Genomic DNA, 17762 nt, shown 5'->3' with positions numbered 1-17762 from the left:
TCAAATACCTGTCCTCAGCCGATACGGCCGGTAATGTAGCTTTCCGTGCGGGGGTCTTCGGGGTTGGTAAAGATCTGGCCGGTCTCGCCGAATTCAACCAGATTACCCAAATGGAAGAACGCCGTTTTCTGGCTCACCCGCGCGGCCTGTTGCATTGAGTGTGTCACGATTACCACCGAATAGCGCGAACGCAGTTCGTCGATCAGTTCCTCGACTTGGGCTGTGGCAATCGGGTCCAACGCCGAGCATGGCTCGTCCATCAGCAAAACCTCAGGTTCCGTTGCCACGGCACGGGCAATGCACAGGCGCTGTTGCTGACCACCGGACAGACCGGTTCCCGGGGCATCCAGGCGGTCTTTGACTTCATCCCAGATCGCAGCGCGACGCAGAGATTTCTCAACGATATCATCCAGTTCTGATTTGTTCTTTGCAAGACCGTGGATGCGCGGGCCATAGGCCACGTTGTCATAGATCGACTTAGGGAACGGGTTGGGTTTCTGAAACACCATTCCGACCTTGGCACGCAACTGCACCGGGTCGACACGCTTGTCGTAAATGTCTTCGCCGTCCAGCAGGATATCGCCTTCGACCCGGCAAATGTCGATGGTGTCGTTCATCCGGTTCAGGCACCGCAGAAAAGTGGACTTGCCGCAGCCCGATGGGCCGATAAAGGCCGTCACGGTCTTGTCCTCGATCTGGACATCCACGTCTTTGATGGCGTGCGTGTCGCCGTAGTAAACTTGGACGTTGTTGGCGGCGATCTTGATGGCTTTGGAGTCCACGGTTCTCTCCACTCGTGTCATATCATTCATAATAGCCCCCATTTACCAGCGGCGTTCAAAGCGGCGGCGCAGAAGTACCGCAATGGTGTTCATTGTAACGAGGAAGATCAACAGGATGATGATGCCCCCCCATGCACGTTCATAAAAGGCCGGGTCGGCGCGCTTGGACCATTCATAGATCTGCGCCGGCATGGCCGAGTTCGGCGACAGGAAACCCGCAACAATTCCGTCGGGCGGGTTTGAGGCGATAAAGCCCACCATACCGATCAGCAGCAGCGGTGCGGTTTCCCCCAACGCCTGCGCCAAACCAATGATGGTGCCTGTCAGAATACCGGGCGCGGCCAGCGGCAGGACATGGTGGAAAACCGCTTGCATTTTCGAGGCCCCTACCCCAAGCGCCGCATCTCGGATTGATGGCGGTACAGCTTTCAGCGACGCGCGGGTCGAGATGATGATCGTCGGTAATGTCATCAGTGTCAGCACCAGGCCACCCACCAGCGGGGCGGAAGTTGGGAGGTGCATGTAGTTGATGAACACAGCCAGACCCAGAATACCGAAGACGATGGAGGGAACGGCAGCCAAGTTCGAGATGTTGACCTCGATGATATCGGTCAACCGGTTTTGCGGTGCGAACTCTTCAAGATAAATCGAAGCCGCCACACCGATGGGCAAGGCCAGGGCCAGAACCACCAACATCATGAACAATGAACCCAGCATGGAGACACCGATCCCAGCCGCTTCGGGCCGTTGATCAGAGGCATCCGCACCGAAAATGAAATCCGGGTTGAAGGCTTTGTACAGCACACCCGCATCGCGCAGTTGATCCACGAAATCCAACTGTTCGACCGAGATACTCTTGTCGTTGGCAATCGACTCGCGGGTTACGCGGCCTTTCATGTAGCCATCGACACGGCTGTTGACCAAAAAGCGGAAGCTGACGGTCTTGCCGATCTCATCGGGATTGGCGATGACATAGTTTCGCAACTCGGCCTGCGCCGCCTTGGACAGAATCTTGCCCATCTCCTTGGGTTTCAAGTCTGTCTGGATGCCCAGCTTTTCGACTTCGCTTTCCAGCGCAGACGCGATCAGAGGGGCATAGCCAAAGGTCGAAACCTTCTTGATATCCTCGATGTTCCGGTTGCCCTTCTTGTCCAGCTTGTCGGCCTTAAGCTCGACATTCAATTCAAGAAAGCTTTGCTGAAAGGCACCAGTTCCGGCTGTGACAATATTGGTCACCAGCACAATTAGCATCAGCAAGCCGATCCCGATGGCGGCGATGCCGTACATTTTGAACCGGCTTTCGGCCGCATTGCGCCGCTTGGTGCGCGCGTCCTTTTCGAACAGCGAACCACCCTTGGGCTTCGTGGTCGGAGCAGCGTCAGGCGTTTGGGAAATATCGGTCATTCGTACTGCTCCCGGTATTTGCGTACGATGTAGAGGGCGAAGATGTTCAGCCCCAGTGTGATGATGAACAGGGTTAGACCCAGCGCAAAGGCCACCAGCGTTTCGGGGCTGGCAAAATCGGTATCGCCGGTGAGCTGGCTGACAATCCGCGTGGTGATGGTTGTCATCGCCTCGAACGGGTTGCCCGAGAATTTGGCGATCGCTCCGGCGGCCATCACAACAATCATCGTTTCACCAATGGCGCGGCTTGCGGCCAGAAGGATCGCGCCGACAATACCAGGCAGCGCGGCCGGTAGGATCACGTTGCGCACGGTTTCCGAATGCGTCGCACCCAGACCCAGCGAGCCGTCGCGCATGGTTTGTGGCACCGCGTTGATAATGTCGTCCGACAGTGACGAGACAAACGGGATCAGCATAATCCCCATAACCAACCCGGCAGTCAGAACCGCATTCGAGCTGGCCATCCAACCCACACCCAGCATGCCACCGTCGCCGAACATCGACACCAACGCCGGACCCACGGTCAGCAGAGCAAACAGACCGTAAACGATGGTCGGAATACCGGCGAGGATTTCCAACAACGGCTTGGCGATGGACCGCGTGACGCCCGAGGCATATTCAGACAGATAGATCGCGGCGAACAGTCCAATCGGGACCGCCACAAGCAGCGCGATCACTGAAATGTACAGCGTGCCCCAGAGCAGCGGTAGGATCGACAGTTCACTGCCACCGCGGAAGTTCGGTGCCCACGTGCTGCCAAAGAAGAAGTCTTTCCACGAATGCAGCTGAAAGAAGTTCATCGTCTCAAAAAGCATCGAAAGAACAATGCCGATGGTTGTCAGGATCGCGATTGACGCGGCCAGCAATAGAAGGGCCAGAACCCCCTGCTCTACCACGTTGCGGGCCCTAAATTCCTTGTGCGTACGTACATAAGCAAAGGCGGCCCCAAGTAGTGCCAAGGCCAAAACCACGATCTGCATCGCAACTGTCCCTGTGGACGTCATGCTGCGGAACTTTTGTGCCGCGACTAAAATCGGCTGTGTGATGTCCTGAGTCAGAACCTGGCCTGCGTCTTTCAGCGTTTTTGTCAGCGCTTCAATATCCGCATTGCCGTTTCGGGCTTGAGTTTCGGTCATCGCACCGCTGGCGACAGCGCCGTCCAGGCCGTATGCGACGCGGCGCACTTCACTCATGATCAGGCCACGCTCCGACCCTTCGGGCACTGCCTGATCAGGAATGAGGCTGGATACCGTGCTGTTTACGATCATCGGCTGGGCAAGAAGCCAGACGATCAGCACCCCTACTGCGGGAACCAGAGCCGTCAACGCAACGTTGTAACCGTAGTAAGACGGTAAAGAATGCAAATCGCGGACGTTACCACCCGCACTTGCCAGAGCGCGGGACCGACCCGCAAAAAATCCGATCACTGCCAGCGCAAGCAGGATAAGCAACAGCCAGGATAACGCCATGAGAACTCCGTGGGGATGGCAGAGATGGAGTCAAAAAGAACCGGGGCGTGGAAAACCGCCCCGGTTCCGTTCGTATGTGTGATTAGGAACCGCTGCCCAGCGTGGTTTCGTTGGCAACCGCTTCCTGTACATTGACCAGTTCAGGGTCGGATACCAGGCCGTATTCTGCCAGCGGACCGTCAGGACCTGCGATCTCGTCAGCGACGAAGAACTCAGCGTATTCTTTCAGGCCGGGGATCACGCCGATATGGGCTTTCTTCACGTAGAAGAACAGCGGACGCGAAACCGGATATTCGCCGGTTGCAATCGACTCGGTCGAAGGAACAACGTCAGACATGGTTGCGACTTGCAGCTTGTCGGTGTTGTTCTCGTAGAACGCCAGACCAAAGACGCCGATGCCGTCTTTGTTGCTGTCGATGCGCGCCAGAGTTTCAGTGTAGTCACCGTCAATGTCGACCGAAACGCCGTCTGTACGCAGAGCGATACAGGCTTTCTCGGCAGCTTTCTTGTCGTCGCCATTGGCCGCCTTGTAGACGTCGAAGTCGCCCAGATGCTCACAACCCGCCAGGATCACTTTGTCCTCGAACACTTCACGTGTGCCGTGCTTGGTGCCCGGGATGAAGGCTGCGATAGGCTGCGCCGGGAACGCGGGGTTCACGTCGGCCCAGGTTTTGTTCGGGTTGTTGACCAGCTCACCGTCGACAACGATCTGTGCGGACAGGGCTTTGTACCAGTCTTCCGGCGTGAACTCGAACGAGTTGCCGTTGATGTCGGATGCGAAAACGATGCCGTCATAACCGATCTGAACTTCGATGATGTCGGTCACGCCGTTTTCAGCGCAGGCTTTGATTTCTTTTTCACGGATCTGGCGCGATGCGTTCGCAACGTCGATGGTGTTTTCGCCGACACCTTCACAGAAACGCTTCAGACCTGCCGAGGAACCACCCGATTCAACAACCGGTGTCGGGAAGTCAAAATTCTCACCGAAGGCTTCTGCTACGATCGAGGCATATGGCAGAACGGTTGAAGAACCCGCAACCTGAACCTGATCACGAGCGGCGGCCGCGGTAGCCGATACAGCAGCAATGGTAAGCGCCGAAGCCGACAGTTTTACAAAGGACATTTCAGTCTCCCTGAAAAGAAAAATTGTGATCACCCCATGATGATCTGCGCGAACTCCTAAAAGCCGTGCGTAAGCCTTTTGTGACAAGTACGTAACGGTTTTATGACACGTAACGATTTTCTTAAGTTTTCTTAACTGGACGGTGCGAAATACCGCGCGCGTCTGAAATCAACCTGCGTCAGAGCTAGAATATCAACGCGGCAAAATCACTGTAAATACAGAGCCTTTGCCCAGGTCGCTTTCGACCCGCAACCGCCCCCTGTGGCGGTTTACAATGTGTTTTACAATCGCAAGGCCCAGCCCTGTACCGCCCAACTCGCGGGATCTGTGACTGTCGGCGCGATAGAATCGCTCAGTCAGGCGCGGCAGATGAACGGCATCAATGCCTGGGCCTTTGTCTGCGATCTGTACCCGAACCGCAGGGCCGCGCATGGCGGTGTCGCGCTCGGATGCCTGAATGCGCACATCTACACTGCCGCCGCTGCCACCATATTTGATGGCGTTCTCGATCAGGTTCGTGAACACTTGGCGCAGTTGGTCGCTGTCTCCCGTCACCGAGATTGGTCCCGAAGACGTATCCAGTGTCAGGTCCACATTTGCAGCCTCGGCCAGGGGACGCAGCGTTGTCAGCGTAGATTGCAGCAGGCCCGTCAGATCAAGCTGCTCCCTGGGGCGAACCCGCTCTTCGCTCTCGACCCGGTTCAAAGATAGCAGATCGCCGACCAGCCGGTTCATCCGATTGGCTTCGTCGGTCATGATCTGCAGAAACCGCTCACGGGCGGCTGCATCGTCTCGCGCTGGACCACGCAATGTTTCTATGAATCCCATCAGAGCAGTCAGAGGCGTACGCAGTTCGTGGCTGACATTTGCCACGAAGTCGCGTCTCATTTGTCCGGCCTGTTCCAGATGCGTAACATCCTGGAAAACGACCATCACGGCACCGCCCTCCACCGCGCCCACACCGTTCATGTAACGGCATTGCACTTCGAAAGTGGTGTCCTGGGCACCATCATTGGACAAATGGCGCGTTTTGGACGAGCCCTTGCTGCGCAGGCTCTGCTCTATCGCGTCGATAACTTGTGGCTGCCGAAGGATCGTCGCGAAATGACGGCCTTCGATGTTCTGACCCAGCATGGTTTTGGCTTCGGTGTTGGCCGCTATGATGCGCTCGGTCTGATCAACCATAAGCGTGGGCATCGGTATGGCTGACACAATTTCAGCAAGCAGGTCGTTTGGCATTTCCGTCACTCTTGATGCGTTTGGAATCAACCTAGGACACAGGTTTCAAAGTTTTGCGAAACTGGCGCATGTTCTGCTGATAATGCAGCGCACTGAAGGTGATTTTTTGCGCTGCCGCCGCATCCAGTTCCCGCACAACTTTGCCCGGCGACCCCATGACCAGAGAGTTATCGGGTATCTCTTTGCCTTCCGTAATCAGGGCGCCGGCACCAATCAGACAGTTTTTCCCGATCTTCGCCCCGTTCAGAACAATCGCGCCCATTCCGATCAGCGTGTTTTCCCCAATCGTGCAGCCATGCAGCATGACCTTGTGTCCGATGGTGCAGTTCTTACCAATGGTCAGCGGATACCCGGCGTCGATATGCATGACGCAGTTTTCCTGGACGTTGCTGCCCTCGCCCACGCGGATCTCTTCGTGGTCGGCGCGGATGGTGCAGCCGAACCAGACCGAGGCACCCTGCTCCAGAACGACTTTCCCAATCAGGTTGGCGTCCGGCGCTACCCAGGTGTCTTCGTGGATTTGCGGCACGTGGTCACCCAAAGCGTAAATGGTCATGCCAAGCCCTCAAATTCGTTTTGCAGCGTGCGGACATGGTTCTGTAGGCTGGGCTGCTGAATGCGGCGCATGCGTTCGGCGCTGACGATGGTTTTCAGCTTCTCTTCGGTAGCATCCAGATCGTCATTGATCAGAACATAGTCATAATAGCCCCAGTGGCTGATCTCATCCCAACTTTTCAGCATTCGTTTTGCGATCACGTCTTCACTGTCCTGACCGCGGCTTTCCAGCCTGCGGCGCAGCTCAGGGATCGACGGCGGCAGGATAAAGATCGACAAAGCGTGCTTGCCCAAGTCCGAATTTCGGATTTGCACCTCACCTTGCCAGTCCACGTCAAACAGTACGTCTTTGCCGCCGTTAATGGACTCGCGTACCGGACCCGCAGGTGAACCGTAGAAATTGCCGAACACGTGCGCGTGTTCCAGCATTTGTCCCTCGGACACCTGCTGCCGGAACGCATCTTCACTCAGGAAGTAATACTCGCGCCCGTCTTCCTCACCCGGGCGTGGTGCGCGGGTGGTGGCCGAGACCGAAAACTCAAGCTCAGAATCCCACTGCATCAGCCGTTTAGCCAGGGTCGATTTACCGGCCCCCGAAGGCGAGGACAGAATGATTAATAGGCCGCGTCGATCCGCCATTTGGGCGCTCCTGTGGTTATTCTACGTTCTGCACTTGCTCGCGCATCTGATCTATTACGGCCTTCAACTCAAGGCCTACCGCTGTCAATTCCGCGCTTTGCGCCTTTGAGCACAAGGTATTGGCCTCGCGGTTGAACTCCTGCATCAGGAAATCCAGCTTGCGCCCGACCGCCGCGTCCTGCGCCAGCAGATCGCGGGCTGCCACGACATGCGCTTTCAGGCGATCAATCTCTTCGGTGATGTCCGCCTTGACGGCAATCAGCGCCAGTTCCTGAGCAACGCGGTCCGGATCAGCCCCCTGTGCGTTGTCCATTACCCGCGCCAGATTATCCCGCAGCGCCTCGGCCATCTTGTCCTTGCGCTGCTCTGCCAGCTCTGCCGCCTGGACCGTCAATGAAGCAACCTGGCCTAGTTGATCATCCAGAACAGTTGCCAGCGCCCGCCCCTCAGACTGGCGCATTTCTATGAATTCACTCAAAAGGTCACTGAACTCTGTCGTCAATTGGCCAACCAACGGGCCGGGATCATCCCCATCACTGCCCGCATCCAACATACCCTTTAGCGAGACCAGATCAGCGGCCGTCGAGGGCCCAAGGGTTACGTCCCGCGCAATGGCCATTTCCTGCGTTCGCACCACAGCCTCAAGAACGGCAACCATCGCAGCTTCGTTCAGGACCAGGTCTGCCTGCGTCTCATCTCGGCTGAGGCGCAAGGACAATGTCACATTGCCCCGGCTTAGTTTTTTTGACAGGGCGGCGCGCAACGCAGCCTCAAGCCCGGTCAACCAATCAGGAACACGCAGGCGCATGTCCAGCCCCTTGCCGTTCACGCTGCGCAACTCCCACGTCCAGCTATGCGGCCCAAACGCCCCTTTGCCCGAGGCGAAACCCGTCATGGATTTTATCATGCCTGCCCTTTCCATAACTGCCCGTTTTCAGTTTGCTGGGCGCACCTAATGCGAACTGCGCGCACAGGGCAAGAGTTTGCTGACTCTGCCTTTGCCCGCCAGTTGTTAACCATTCGTTAAAGATTTGCTCCAAAATTGAATCAACCTGCGTCAGTCTTACACCTGCGAACACCGGTCTCGGGTAGAGGCCCCAGTAGTTCGCATTTTAAGAAAATGACGGTCGATAGGCGCCAGGGTGATAATGATGAAGACCTTTTTCGGGAACGGTTTCGGGTCAAGTTTTGGAAAGATCGTCTCTATGGATCGTTTTGACAGCGGGCGCAGCCTTTCGCCCATCCGGCAGGCCGAGGCGTATTGGACGGCGCTTCTGACAGGTGACGGGGTTCCCATGCGGTCGCAAATCGACCCGCGCGGGCTTGAGAACATTTTGGAATACACTTTCGTTCTGGAACGCATCGCCCCCGGGCTTACCCGGTTCCGTCTGGCTGGGAGGCATCTGAACCAACTGGCCGGGATGGAAGTGCGCGGCATGCCGCTGACCTCCTTCTTTGAACCCGGCGCGCGAGACCAGATCAAAACCGTATCGGAGCAGGTATTCGCACAGCCAGCTATCGCCAATCTGACCCTGGGTTCATCGGGCCGGTTGGGGCGTGTTCAATTACATGCCCGCATGCTTCTATTGCCGCTGAAAAGTGATCTAGGTGATGTCAGCCGCATTCTGGGCGTAACGGTCAGCGACGGCGTTATCGGTGCAACACCCCGACGGTTCACAATCTCAGAAACCAATCTACGCCCGGTGTCGGATGTGCAGGTTCCTCAACAACCGTCGGAAACGGTTGAGACGGGCTTCGCTGAAGATCAGCAGAGATTTGATCGTCCCGGCGCCCATCTGAGGCTGGTTGTTTCGCGCGACGACTAAGTCGCAAACAAAAAAAGGCGGGCCCATGCAGCACGCCTTTTCCGTTGATTTTCAATACCTTTAACCGGCTGCGCGGTTCTTGCGGTCGCGGCGCAGGTTGGTCAGCTCTTCTGCGACAAGGAATGCCAGTTCCAAGGACTGCGATGCGTTCAGGCGTGGGTCGCATGCCGTGTGGTAACGATCTGACAGGTCCTCTTCGGTCACCGCGCGCACGCCACCAGTGCATTCGGTGACGTCCAGACCGGTCATCTCGAAATGCACACCGCCGGGAACCGTGCCCTCGGCCTGATGAACGCCAAAGAAGTCGCGTACCTCACGCAGGACCGAGTCGAACGGACGGGTTTTGTACCCGGTTGCCGACTTGATCGTGTTGCCATGCATTGGGTCGCAGACCCAGGTCACCTTGGCGCCCTCTTCCTTAACCGCCTTGACCAGACGCGGCAGGTGTTCACCTGCCTTGCCTGCGCCAAACCGTGCGATCAGGGTCAGGCGACCCTCTTCGTTTTCCGGATTCAGCTTGGCCATCAGAACCTTGAGGTCCTCGGCTGACGTGGTCGGGCCACATTTCAGACCAATCGGGTTCAGAACACCGCTGCAGAATTCGACATGCGCACCGTCCGGCTGACGCGTACGGTCGCCGATCCAGATCATGTGACCGGATCCTGCCAACCAGTTGCCAGACGTCGAATCGAGACGGGTCAGTGCCTCTTCGTATTCCAGCAGCAAGCTTTCGTGGCTGGTGTAAAACTCCACGGTTGAGAACTCATGCGTAGTGTCCGCTGTGATCCCGGCGGCATCCATGAAGTCGATCGTGTCTTGAATGCGGTCCGCAATTTCCGAGTATTTCTGAACATCCTGTTCATCCGTGAAGCCCAATGTCCACGAATGCACCATGCTCATATCGGCGAATCCGCCGGTCGAGAATGCACGCAACAGGTTCAAGGTAGCTGCAGCTTGCGTGTAGGCCTGCAGCATCTTGCTGGGATTCGGGATGCGGGCTTCGGGTGTGAAAGCCAGTTCGTTGATGATGTCACCACGGTAGCTGGGCAGCTCAACACCGTCCAAAACCTCGGTTGGTGCACTGCGCGGCTTGGCAAACTGGCCCGCCATGCGGCCCACTTTGACCACGGGCACCTTGGCACCATAGGTCAGTACCATCGCCATCTGCAGCATCACCTTAAAGGTGTCACGAATTGCATCCGCGCTGAATTGTTCAAAGCTTTCAGCACAATCCCCGCCCTGCAACAGGAAAGCCTCACCGCGACCGGCCGCACCCAGATGTTGCTTGAGACGCCGTGCTTCGCCAGCAAAGACCAGCGGGGGATACTGAGAAAGCTGAGCCTCGACTTTGGCCAGCGCGGCCGCATCGATATAGTCTGGCATCTGAACCCGGGGCTTGTTGCGCCAGTTCGTTTTTTGCCATTCGGTCATAGCTTTGATCTCCGCTGAAGTAGTCAGGTCGTCTCTATACAAAATGCATTGAAGACTGACCATATCCCTTTTGCGCCTCTTGACGGGGGAAACAAGCTTTGATCATGGTGGCTGGCAACAATGACGCCGGACGCGACGTAACAACGCGCCGAATCAAGGACACCAAGCCATGCAAGAGCAACGCCAAGTTGTCACAGTGGAAGGCGCTGAGGCCAATCCTCGGCATTTCGTATTTGTCCTTTTGGACAAGTTTTCCCTGCTGTCTTTTGCCTCGGCACTGGACAGTCTGCGGATTGCCAACCGCATGGCAGACAAAGAACTCTACACATGGACCCTGGCTGGTGAAGGTGGTGATACGGTCAGCTGTTCTGCCGGAACCACCTTTAACGTTGAAACCGACTTGGTCGAACTGCAACGCGATGACGTGGTCTTGATCTGCGGCGGCGTCGACGTGCAACTGGCGACAACAAAGAAAGTGCTGAACTGGGTCCGCCGTGAAGCGCGGCGCGGTTTGCGCATCGGCGGTCTGTGCACAGCAGCCTTTACGTTGGCCAAGGCCGGATTGCTGGACGGTAAACGCGCAACGATCCACTGGGAAAACTCGGACAGCTTTATCGAAGAGTTCGACGAAGTTGAACTGACCAAATCAGTGTTTCAGATCGACGGAAACCGGATGACGACTGCGGGCGGCACGTCCTCAATCGACCTGATGCTCAAGATCATTGCGGATGATTATGGTGAGGATCTTGCGAACGCCGTGGCGGACCAGATGATCTATTCCTCGATCCGTACCGATCAGGACACACAGCGCCTGTCGACGCCAACCCGAATTGGTGTGCGTCATCCTAAGTTGAGCCAGGTCATCCTGATGATGGAAAAGAACATCGAAGAGCCAATCTCGCCTTCGATTCTGGCCAAGGATGTCGGCATGTCCACGCGTCAGCTGGAACGCCTGTTCCGTCGTTACCTCAGCCGCTCGCCCAAGCGATACTATATGGAGCTGCGCCTGCACAAAGCGCGCAACCTGCTGATGCAGACGGATATGAGCGTGATCAACGTGGCTCTGGCTTGCGGCTTTGCCTCGCCCAGCCATTTCTCAAAATGCTACCGCGCCCATTACAACACAACGCCTTACCGAGAGCGTGGTGCTCAAAGCGGGCGGCTTTCGGTCTGATCCGCGCCTATTTGGGGGTCATGCGATAGATGGCTCCCTGTCCCACCGAAATGAACCAGATCGCCCCATCCGGGGCTTCGACAATGTCGCGTACACGCTCGGTTTCAGAGTCTTTGATTTGCTCGACCTCACGCAGGGGAGAACCTTCCAGCCGTGCGATGTAGTCGAATTTGAGCGAACCGACAAAGATATCGCCCCGCCACTCTGGCCATAGTTTGCCGGAATAGACCAGAAAACCGGACGGGGCGATGGACGGATCCCAATAGTATTCAGGCTGTTCCATACCGGGTTTCGAGGTCCCTTCTCCGATCTTTTGCCCCGAGTAATGAACGCCATAGGAGATCACTGGCCAGCCGAAATTCCGCCCCGGTTGGATCAGGTTCACTTCATCCCCGCCCTGCGCGCCATGCTCTGAAATCCACAAGCGTCCTTGCCTGTCCAACCCAGCGCCCTGCGGGTTGCGATGACCAAATGACCAAATCTCGGGTCGAATACCGGCTTGCCCGACAAAAGGATTGTCGGCGGGCACCGAACCATCCCGATTGATACGAATGACGGTCCCCATGTGGTTTGACCTGTCCTGCGCTGACGGGCGGTCGCCGCGATCGCCTATTGTCACGAACAGCGTTCCGTCCTGCGCCTCGATCACGCGCGAACCAAAGTGTCGGCCGGTCGAACCTCCGGGTACCGCTTCGAAAATGATCCGCACGTTGTCCAAACGGCCCCCGTTTTCCGAAAGGCGCGCCACGGCCACCGCCGTTCCCGCCCCGCCACTTTGGGGTTTGGAGAAGGTGAGGAACACCTCGCGAGACTGTGCAAAATCCCTTGCCACGGTGATATCGAGCAACCCTCCCTGCCCGTTCGCAGCCACCTTGGGCACCCCAGCAATGCGTTTGACCTTGCCTTGCGAGACAAACAAAAGTTCGCCGTCCCGTTCGGTCACCAATGTACCGCCCCCGGGCAATAACCCGATGGCCCAAGGTGCATCCAGCCCGGTGACCATCGCCCTGACCTGAACCGTCCCGGCAGAGGTTTGAAGGGTATCGGCGCTGATAGGGCCAGCAAAAACCGACAGGACCAGAATCGCGGCAGCCCTAAACATGAGAATCTCCAACTCTGGCAAAACGTGACAAACTCATCAAAACAAATAGGTTTATTCCTGGTAAAAACACATTTGCGTTAGGACTTTTCTTTTCCAGACAGCTTGCCTAGGGTCTTGCCCAGAACGAATACGTTCCAATTAGGGAGTAACCATATGAAAAAGCTGCTTACTGCAACTGCAGCATCCGCTTTGCTGGCCGGTCCGGCACTGGCAGAAAATGTCACTTTGGGCGTTCTTTTCGGCTTTACCGGCCCGATTGAATCGCTGGCACCGGCAATGGGTTCAGGCGCCGAAATGGCGATGGCCGAAGTCACCGAATCCGGCAAACTGCTGGACGGCTCAAAGGTCACCGCGTCGCGCGCTGACACCGGCTGTATCGACAACGGTCTGGCGACATCAAACGGCGAACGCATGATCGCGGACGGCGTTGCCGGTATTGTCGGCGGCGACTGCTCGGGTGTGACCGGCGCGATCCTGCAAAACGTTGCAATCCCGAACGGTATGGTCATGATCTCCCCGTCGGCAACGTCGCCGGGTCTGTCGACCATGGAAGACAATGGTCTGTTCTTCCGCACCGCCCCGTCGGATGCACGTGAAGGCGAAGTGATGGCCGACATCCTGAAGGATCGCGGCATCAACTCGATCGCCCTGACCTACACCAACAACGACTACGGCAAGGGTCTGGCAGACGCGATCCAATCCTCGTTCGAAGCAGCCGGTGGTGAAGTGACCATCGTTGCCGCGCACGAAGACGGCAAGGCTGACTACTCGGCTGAAGTTGGTGCGCTGGCGTCGGCCGGTGGCGACATTCTGGTTGTTGCAGGCTATCTGGACCAGGGCGGTCTGGGCATCATCCAGTCCTCGCTGGACAGCGGTGCGTTCGACACATTCGGTCTGCCGGGCGGCATGATCGGTGACTCGCTGCCTTCCAACGTCGGTCCCGACCTGAACGGCTCGTTCGGGCAGATCGCCGGTTCGGGCGGTGAAGGTGCTGAAAAGTACTTTGCGATGGCCGAAGCCGCAGGCTTTGACGGTTCGTCGCCCTATTCGCCTGAATCCTATGACGCTGCCGCGCTGTTTATGCTGGCCATGCAGGCGGCAGGTTCCACTAACCCGGCTGAATACGGCGCCAAGATCTTGGATGTCGCCAACGCCCCGGGTGAGAAGATCTATCCGGGTGAACTGGCCAAAGGTCTGGAGCTTCTCGCCGCTGGTCAGGACATCGACTATGTCGGCGCATCGGGCGTTGAGCTGATCGGCCCCGGTGAAAGCGCGGGTTCTTATCGCGAGATCGAAGTAACCGACGGCGAAAACAAGACCGTCAACTTCCGTTGATCCGGTCTTAAACGTCATAAAATCAAGCAGCCCGGGCCTTGTGTCCGGGCTGCTTCAATGAAAAAAGGCCGCACCTCACCTTTTGGGGTCGAGGAAGCAGAAACACCGACAAGGGTGGCTAGGGGAAAAGATGATCGTCGTCGAGGACGTGCACAAGCATTTCGGCGGGTTTCACGCGGTGGATGGGGCGTCGCTGGAAATCCAAAAGGGGTCAATCACCGGCCTGATCGGGCCAAACGGGGCGGGAAAGACCACTCTGTTCAATGTGATCGCGGGCGTTCTGCCGCCGACCAGCGGCAGAGTGTTCATGGACGGCGAAGAGATCACCGGCCTGCCTCCGCATGACTTGTTTCACAAGGGTCTGCTGCGCACCTTCCAGATCGCGCACGAATTCTCTTCGATGTCCTGCCGCGAGAATCTTATGATGGTGCCCGGCACGCAATCAGGTGAATCCCTGTGGAACACCTGGTTTGGTCGCAAGCGCATTGCCGACGAAGAACGAGCCCTGAAGGCCAAGGCCGATGAGGTTCTTGAGTTTCTGACGATCGAACATCTGGCCGACCACAAGGCGGGTCAGGTCTCGGGCGGTCAGAAGAAGCTGCTGGAACTCGGCCGCACCATGATGGTCGACGCCAAGATCGTGTTTCTGGACGAGGTCGGCGCGGGTGTGAACCGCACCCTTCTCATGACCATCGCCGACACAATTCTGCGCCTGAACAAGGAACGCGGCTATACCTTTGTCGTCATCGAGCACGACATGGATTTCATCGGTAAGATTTGCGACCCGGTCATCTGCATGGCCGAGGGTAAGGTGCTGGCCGAGGGAACTCTGGACGAGATCAAGGCCAATGAGCACGTGATCGAAGCCTATCTGGGGACCGGCCTCAAGAACAAAGACAAGCTGGAGGCCCAAACATGACCGCTGGCAAAATCGACAATCCCTATCAGGACGATCACGGCAACAAGGATGCCTCGATCGCCAATACCCACGGGGTTGGCACCATGACGCCGGCGCATACGAAAAGCGGCGAAACGCATAAGGTAGAGGGCGGCCCCTTTCTGATCGGCGACACCATGACCGGCGGTTACGGCAAAGGCCCCGACATCCTGCACGACTGCACTATCGCCGTCGACAAGGGCGAGATCGCTGTCATCGTCGGCCCGAACGGAGCCGGAAAATCTACGGCTATGAAAGCTGTGTTCGGCATGCTGGATGTCCGCTCGGGCGCGGTGCGGCTGGATGGAGAGGATATCACCAACCTCACCCCGCAGGACCGCGTAATCCGCGGTATGGGTTTTGTGCCGCAAACCTCAAACATCTTCACCTCGATGACAGTTGAAGAAAACCTTGAGATGGGCGCTTTCATCCGTCGCGATGACATCAGTCAGACGATGGAGCAGGTCTATGACCTCTTCCCCATCCTGCGCGACAAACGCAACCAGCCGGCTGGAGAGCTGTCGGGCGGCCAACGCCAGCAGGTTGCCGTCGGCCGCGCGCTGATGACCCAGCCTAAGGTGCTGATGCTGGACGAACCAACCGCAGGTGTATCACCCATCGTGATGGACGAGCTGTTCGACCGGATTATCGAAGTTTCGCGCACCGGCTTGCCGATCCTGATGGTGGAGCAGAATGCCCGTCAGGCGCTGGAGATTGCGGATAAGGGATATGTTTTGGTGCAAGGCCGGAATGCTTATACTGGCACGGGCAAGGAATTGCTGGCGGATCCAGAGGTTCGGAAGAGTTTCTTGGGCGGGTGAGAATACACCTGGCCAGCCGTCTCGTTGTGGCATTGGTACTAATGACTGGTTCACTCGCTTTTGCCGAAAGCACTGAACGTCAGCTTCTACAAGCTGGTCATGAAGTTGCATTTAAATGCACGTTTGACTACCACAGAGTAGTGAAACTCTCCGTAACTGACCAACGCTTAGTTTGGCAGGAAAACGATGCAGAATACCCACAAGTGACTGGACACACCTACGGATTTCACTTGATCCGATCCTCTCGAATTTTGCCTATGACATAGGTATTGGCAGTCCTAGACTTGATGTGTTCCAAGGAGTGTTTCATTCTGACAAACCCAGCTACGAACCCGGCACAGCGATCATTAGTGAAACATTGGTTGACCCTGATGGGCTTGTGACAAGAACTGTCGAAGGTTTCTGTGAAATGGAGCAAAAACTAAAGTAAACTACCTCAACAACTATGTGGCGCGCTTCAACTTCGTCCTTATTCCTTCAACCGTCTAAGGGGACTATTCAAGTTCCGACGCGTAGGGTTAGCATCGCTAACTTTCATTGAAATTGCAGCGCCGAGAAAACAGGGGTTTCTTTTCCCACCCCCGTTTTCACTGGCCAGATGTCTAACTTCATTTACCCAATTGGATCCCCACAAGACCCAAAGTCCTGCGCGGCATGCGGGCCCTTTATCGACATGTCATAATTCAGGTTCTCGAAATCCACGACAAAGGTAATCACGTCCTTGTCCATGATGTGCAGAAACGTCAGTGAGTTCAGCCCGCCGATGATTGTCGCTTCACCTTTAATCTCATCGGTAACGATGAACCCTTTGTCCGTGGCCCCTGACCGCGCCAGCGTCACCGCGTTGCCCGTGCTGTCCGAGACGCAGTTGACCACAAAGTCCTCGCCGTTCAGAGGATCGTTTTGCGCCGCCGCAATACCGGGCACTGCCAATCCCAAAAACAAAATCGCCGCGTTTTTCATTTCTTGCCTTTCTGTTCCCGGACCCGCTGGGTCTGCGCCATGGCGTGATCCGTATTCCGTAAGTTGGGCCTCGCAATTACTGGCGAGCCGCTCTGGAAAGCTAGGGATATCCCGGCGAGATCAAAGCGTTGCCCCAAGCGGATCACTTCATCTTGAGGTTGCGTGATGCAGTACGTAGCGACGGACGTCATAAATTGCTGGTTACTGCGAGCATCCTCGAATCTGGTTGTTTCAATGTCGGTACGCAGGGATTTGGGAAACGTTAAAACGCCGGTCGTTAAATCTGTCCAGAATAAGGCGGATTTTTACGCCGGAACGGTCAGCGAACCAACCGTCATCGAATTATTTCCTGAGTTTTCAATGCATAATTTCCGTGGCCTCAGGTTTCCGGAAAATTCACCATTCAGAATTCTGTCCCCGGAAGGATTAATTCTCGCCATTTTTCCCACCTAGTGAGGCACCGAAACCGCGCCCTTCAATGGCCGGTTTACCAACACATGGACCGATCTGTCGGCCAACACCTTTTAGGAGAGCTTATATGAAATATCTGGCCGCTCTTGCTGCCTTGTTGCTGCCCGCTGTCGCGCAGGCCACAACGCAGAATACACCGGGGGCTGAGTTTGTTTACGAGTGTCAGATTGAAGAGATTTGCAAGTCCGGCAAATGTACCCCTGCCGGAACGCCCAAGAAGATCATGCTGAAACGTGTTGAGGGCAGATCCAAAGGAACGTTGAGCGTCGATGGCGATGTGGCCGAGCTGCATGTTTTCAAAGGGCTTGGTTCTTATGAATTTCTGCAAATCACCAATGGCGGCAGCGTCGGTTACACGATCGACGAAAGCGGTGCGCTCGCGATCCGGGCAACGGGTGCTAACAGCCGAAACGAGCGTGGAACCTGCACGGTCAGCTGACGACAACTGATCCAATCCGTCCCGTTGGGGTCCAAACCACAACCGTTCTGGC

At 56.6% G+C, this 17762-nt stretch carries 17 protein-coding genes; 6 read left to right on the top strand and 11 right to left on the bottom strand.

From position 1 onward, the window contains the following. Positions 1–14 precede the first annotated feature (14 nt). From pstB to AC2FLA_RS09720, 8 genes are all read right to left on the bottom strand, one after another. On the bottom strand, positions 15–812 hold the full coding sequence (gene pstB, locus AC2FLA_RS09755) for a phosphate ABC transporter ATP-binding protein PstB (RefSeq protein WP_058271912.1): 798 nt from the start codon (positions 810–812) through the stop codon (positions 15–17). Positions 813–824: 12 nt separating this feature from the next. Beyond that, entirely contained in the window at positions 825–2186 is a 1362-nt protein-coding gene (gene pstA, locus AC2FLA_RS09750) for a phosphate ABC transporter permease PstA (protein ID WP_496721815.1), read from the bottom strand. Further along, entirely contained in the window at positions 2183–3655 is a 1473-nt protein-coding gene (gene pstC, locus AC2FLA_RS09745) for a phosphate ABC transporter permease subunit PstC (protein WP_282118431.1), read from the bottom strand. The genes pstA and pstC overlap by 4 nt, the downstream gene beginning before the upstream one ends. A gap of 82 nt (positions 3656–3737) precedes the next feature. Further along, positions 3738–4778: a substrate-binding domain-containing protein gene (locus AC2FLA_RS09740; protein WP_496721814.1), complete on the bottom strand. Its 1041-nt coding sequence runs from the start codon at positions 4776–4778 to the stop codon at positions 3738–3740. A 192-nt stretch (positions 4779–4970) separates the two neighbouring features. After that, positions 4971–6017, bottom strand: coding sequence for an ATP-binding protein (locus AC2FLA_RS09735; RefSeq protein ID WP_496721813.1), 1047 nt, complete (start codon positions 6015–6017; stop codon positions 4971–4973). Between the two features lie 31 nt (positions 6018–6048). After that, entirely contained in the window at positions 6049–6573 is a 525-nt protein-coding gene (locus AC2FLA_RS09730) for a gamma carbonic anhydrase family protein (RefSeq protein ID WP_496721812.1), read from the bottom strand. After that, positions 6570–7211, bottom strand: coding sequence for a guanylate kinase (gene gmk / locus AC2FLA_RS09725; protein WP_496721811.1), 642 nt, complete (start codon positions 7209–7211; stop codon positions 6570–6572). The genes AC2FLA_RS09730 and gmk overlap by 4 nt, the downstream gene beginning before the upstream one ends. Before the next feature lie 16 nt (positions 7212–7227). Beyond that, positions 7228–8106 (bottom strand): YicC/YloC family endoribonuclease, encoded by an 879-nt coding sequence (locus AC2FLA_RS09720; RefSeq protein WP_496721810.1) that lies wholly within the window; start codon positions 8104–8106, stop codon positions 7228–7230. A gap of 310 nt (positions 8107–8416) precedes the next feature. Between AC2FLA_RS09720 and AC2FLA_RS09715 the strand changes: the two genes are divergently transcribed. Then, positions 8417–9037, top strand: coding sequence for a PAS domain-containing protein (locus AC2FLA_RS09715; RefSeq protein WP_496721809.1), 621 nt, complete (start codon positions 8417–8419; stop codon positions 9035–9037). A 60-nt stretch (positions 9038–9097) separates the two neighbouring features. Here the strand turns inward: AC2FLA_RS09715 and AC2FLA_RS09710 are convergent, their stop codons facing one another. Further along, positions 9098–10468, bottom strand: coding sequence for a class II 3-deoxy-7-phosphoheptulonate synthase (locus tag AC2FLA_RS09710; protein WP_496721808.1), 1371 nt, complete (start codon positions 10466–10468; stop codon positions 9098–9100). A 169-nt stretch (positions 10469–10637) separates the two neighbouring features. On the opposite strand from AC2FLA_RS09710, the gene AC2FLA_RS09705 reads away from it, so the two are divergent. Next, entirely contained in the window at positions 10638–11642 is a 1005-nt protein-coding gene (locus AC2FLA_RS09705) for a GlxA family transcriptional regulator (RefSeq protein WP_472723775.1), read from the top strand. A 7-nt stretch (positions 11643–11649) separates the two neighbouring features. Here the strand turns inward: AC2FLA_RS09705 and AC2FLA_RS09700 are convergent, their stop codons facing one another. Then, positions 11650–12744, bottom strand: a complete 1095-nt coding sequence (locus tag AC2FLA_RS09700) for a PQQ-dependent sugar dehydrogenase (RefSeq protein ID WP_496721807.1) — start codon at positions 12742–12744, stop codon at positions 11650–11652. Between the two features lie 153 nt (positions 12745–12897). Between AC2FLA_RS09700 and AC2FLA_RS09695 the strand changes: the two genes are divergently transcribed. From AC2FLA_RS09695 to AC2FLA_RS09685, 3 genes are all read left to right on the top strand, one after another. Further along, positions 12898–14079, top strand: coding sequence for an ABC transporter substrate-binding protein (locus AC2FLA_RS09695; protein ID WP_496721806.1), 1182 nt, complete (start codon positions 12898–12900; stop codon positions 14077–14079). A gap of 130 nt (positions 14080–14209) precedes the next feature. Continuing rightward, positions 14210–14998: an ABC transporter ATP-binding protein gene (locus AC2FLA_RS09690; RefSeq protein ID WP_282118423.1), complete on the top strand. Its 789-nt coding sequence runs from the start codon at positions 14210–14212 to the stop codon at positions 14996–14998. Then, entirely contained in the window at positions 14995–15837 is an 843-nt protein-coding gene (locus AC2FLA_RS09685) for an ABC transporter ATP-binding protein (RefSeq protein ID WP_496721805.1), read from the top strand. Before AC2FLA_RS09690 ends, AC2FLA_RS09685 begins: the two co-directional genes overlap by 4 nt. Before the next feature lie 612 nt (positions 15838–16449). On the opposite strand, the gene AC2FLA_RS09680 is transcribed toward AC2FLA_RS09685, so the two are convergent. After that, a complete protein-coding gene (locus AC2FLA_RS09680) occupies positions 16450–16800 on the bottom strand; it encodes a hypothetical protein (RefSeq protein ID WP_496721804.1) in 351 nt (116 codons plus the stop codon). A 538-nt stretch (positions 16801–17338) separates the two neighbouring features. Between AC2FLA_RS09680 and AC2FLA_RS09675 the strand changes: the two genes are divergently transcribed. After that, on the top strand, positions 17339–17710 hold the full coding sequence (locus AC2FLA_RS09675; protein WP_496721803.1) for a hypothetical protein: 372 nt from the start codon (positions 17339–17341) through the stop codon (positions 17708–17710). Positions 17711–17762 lie beyond the last annotated feature (52 nt).

The sequence above is a fragment of the Ruegeria sp. CDSA033 genome, assembly GCF_059612305.1.
This window is presented reverse-complemented; position numbering and strand designations above follow the sequence as displayed.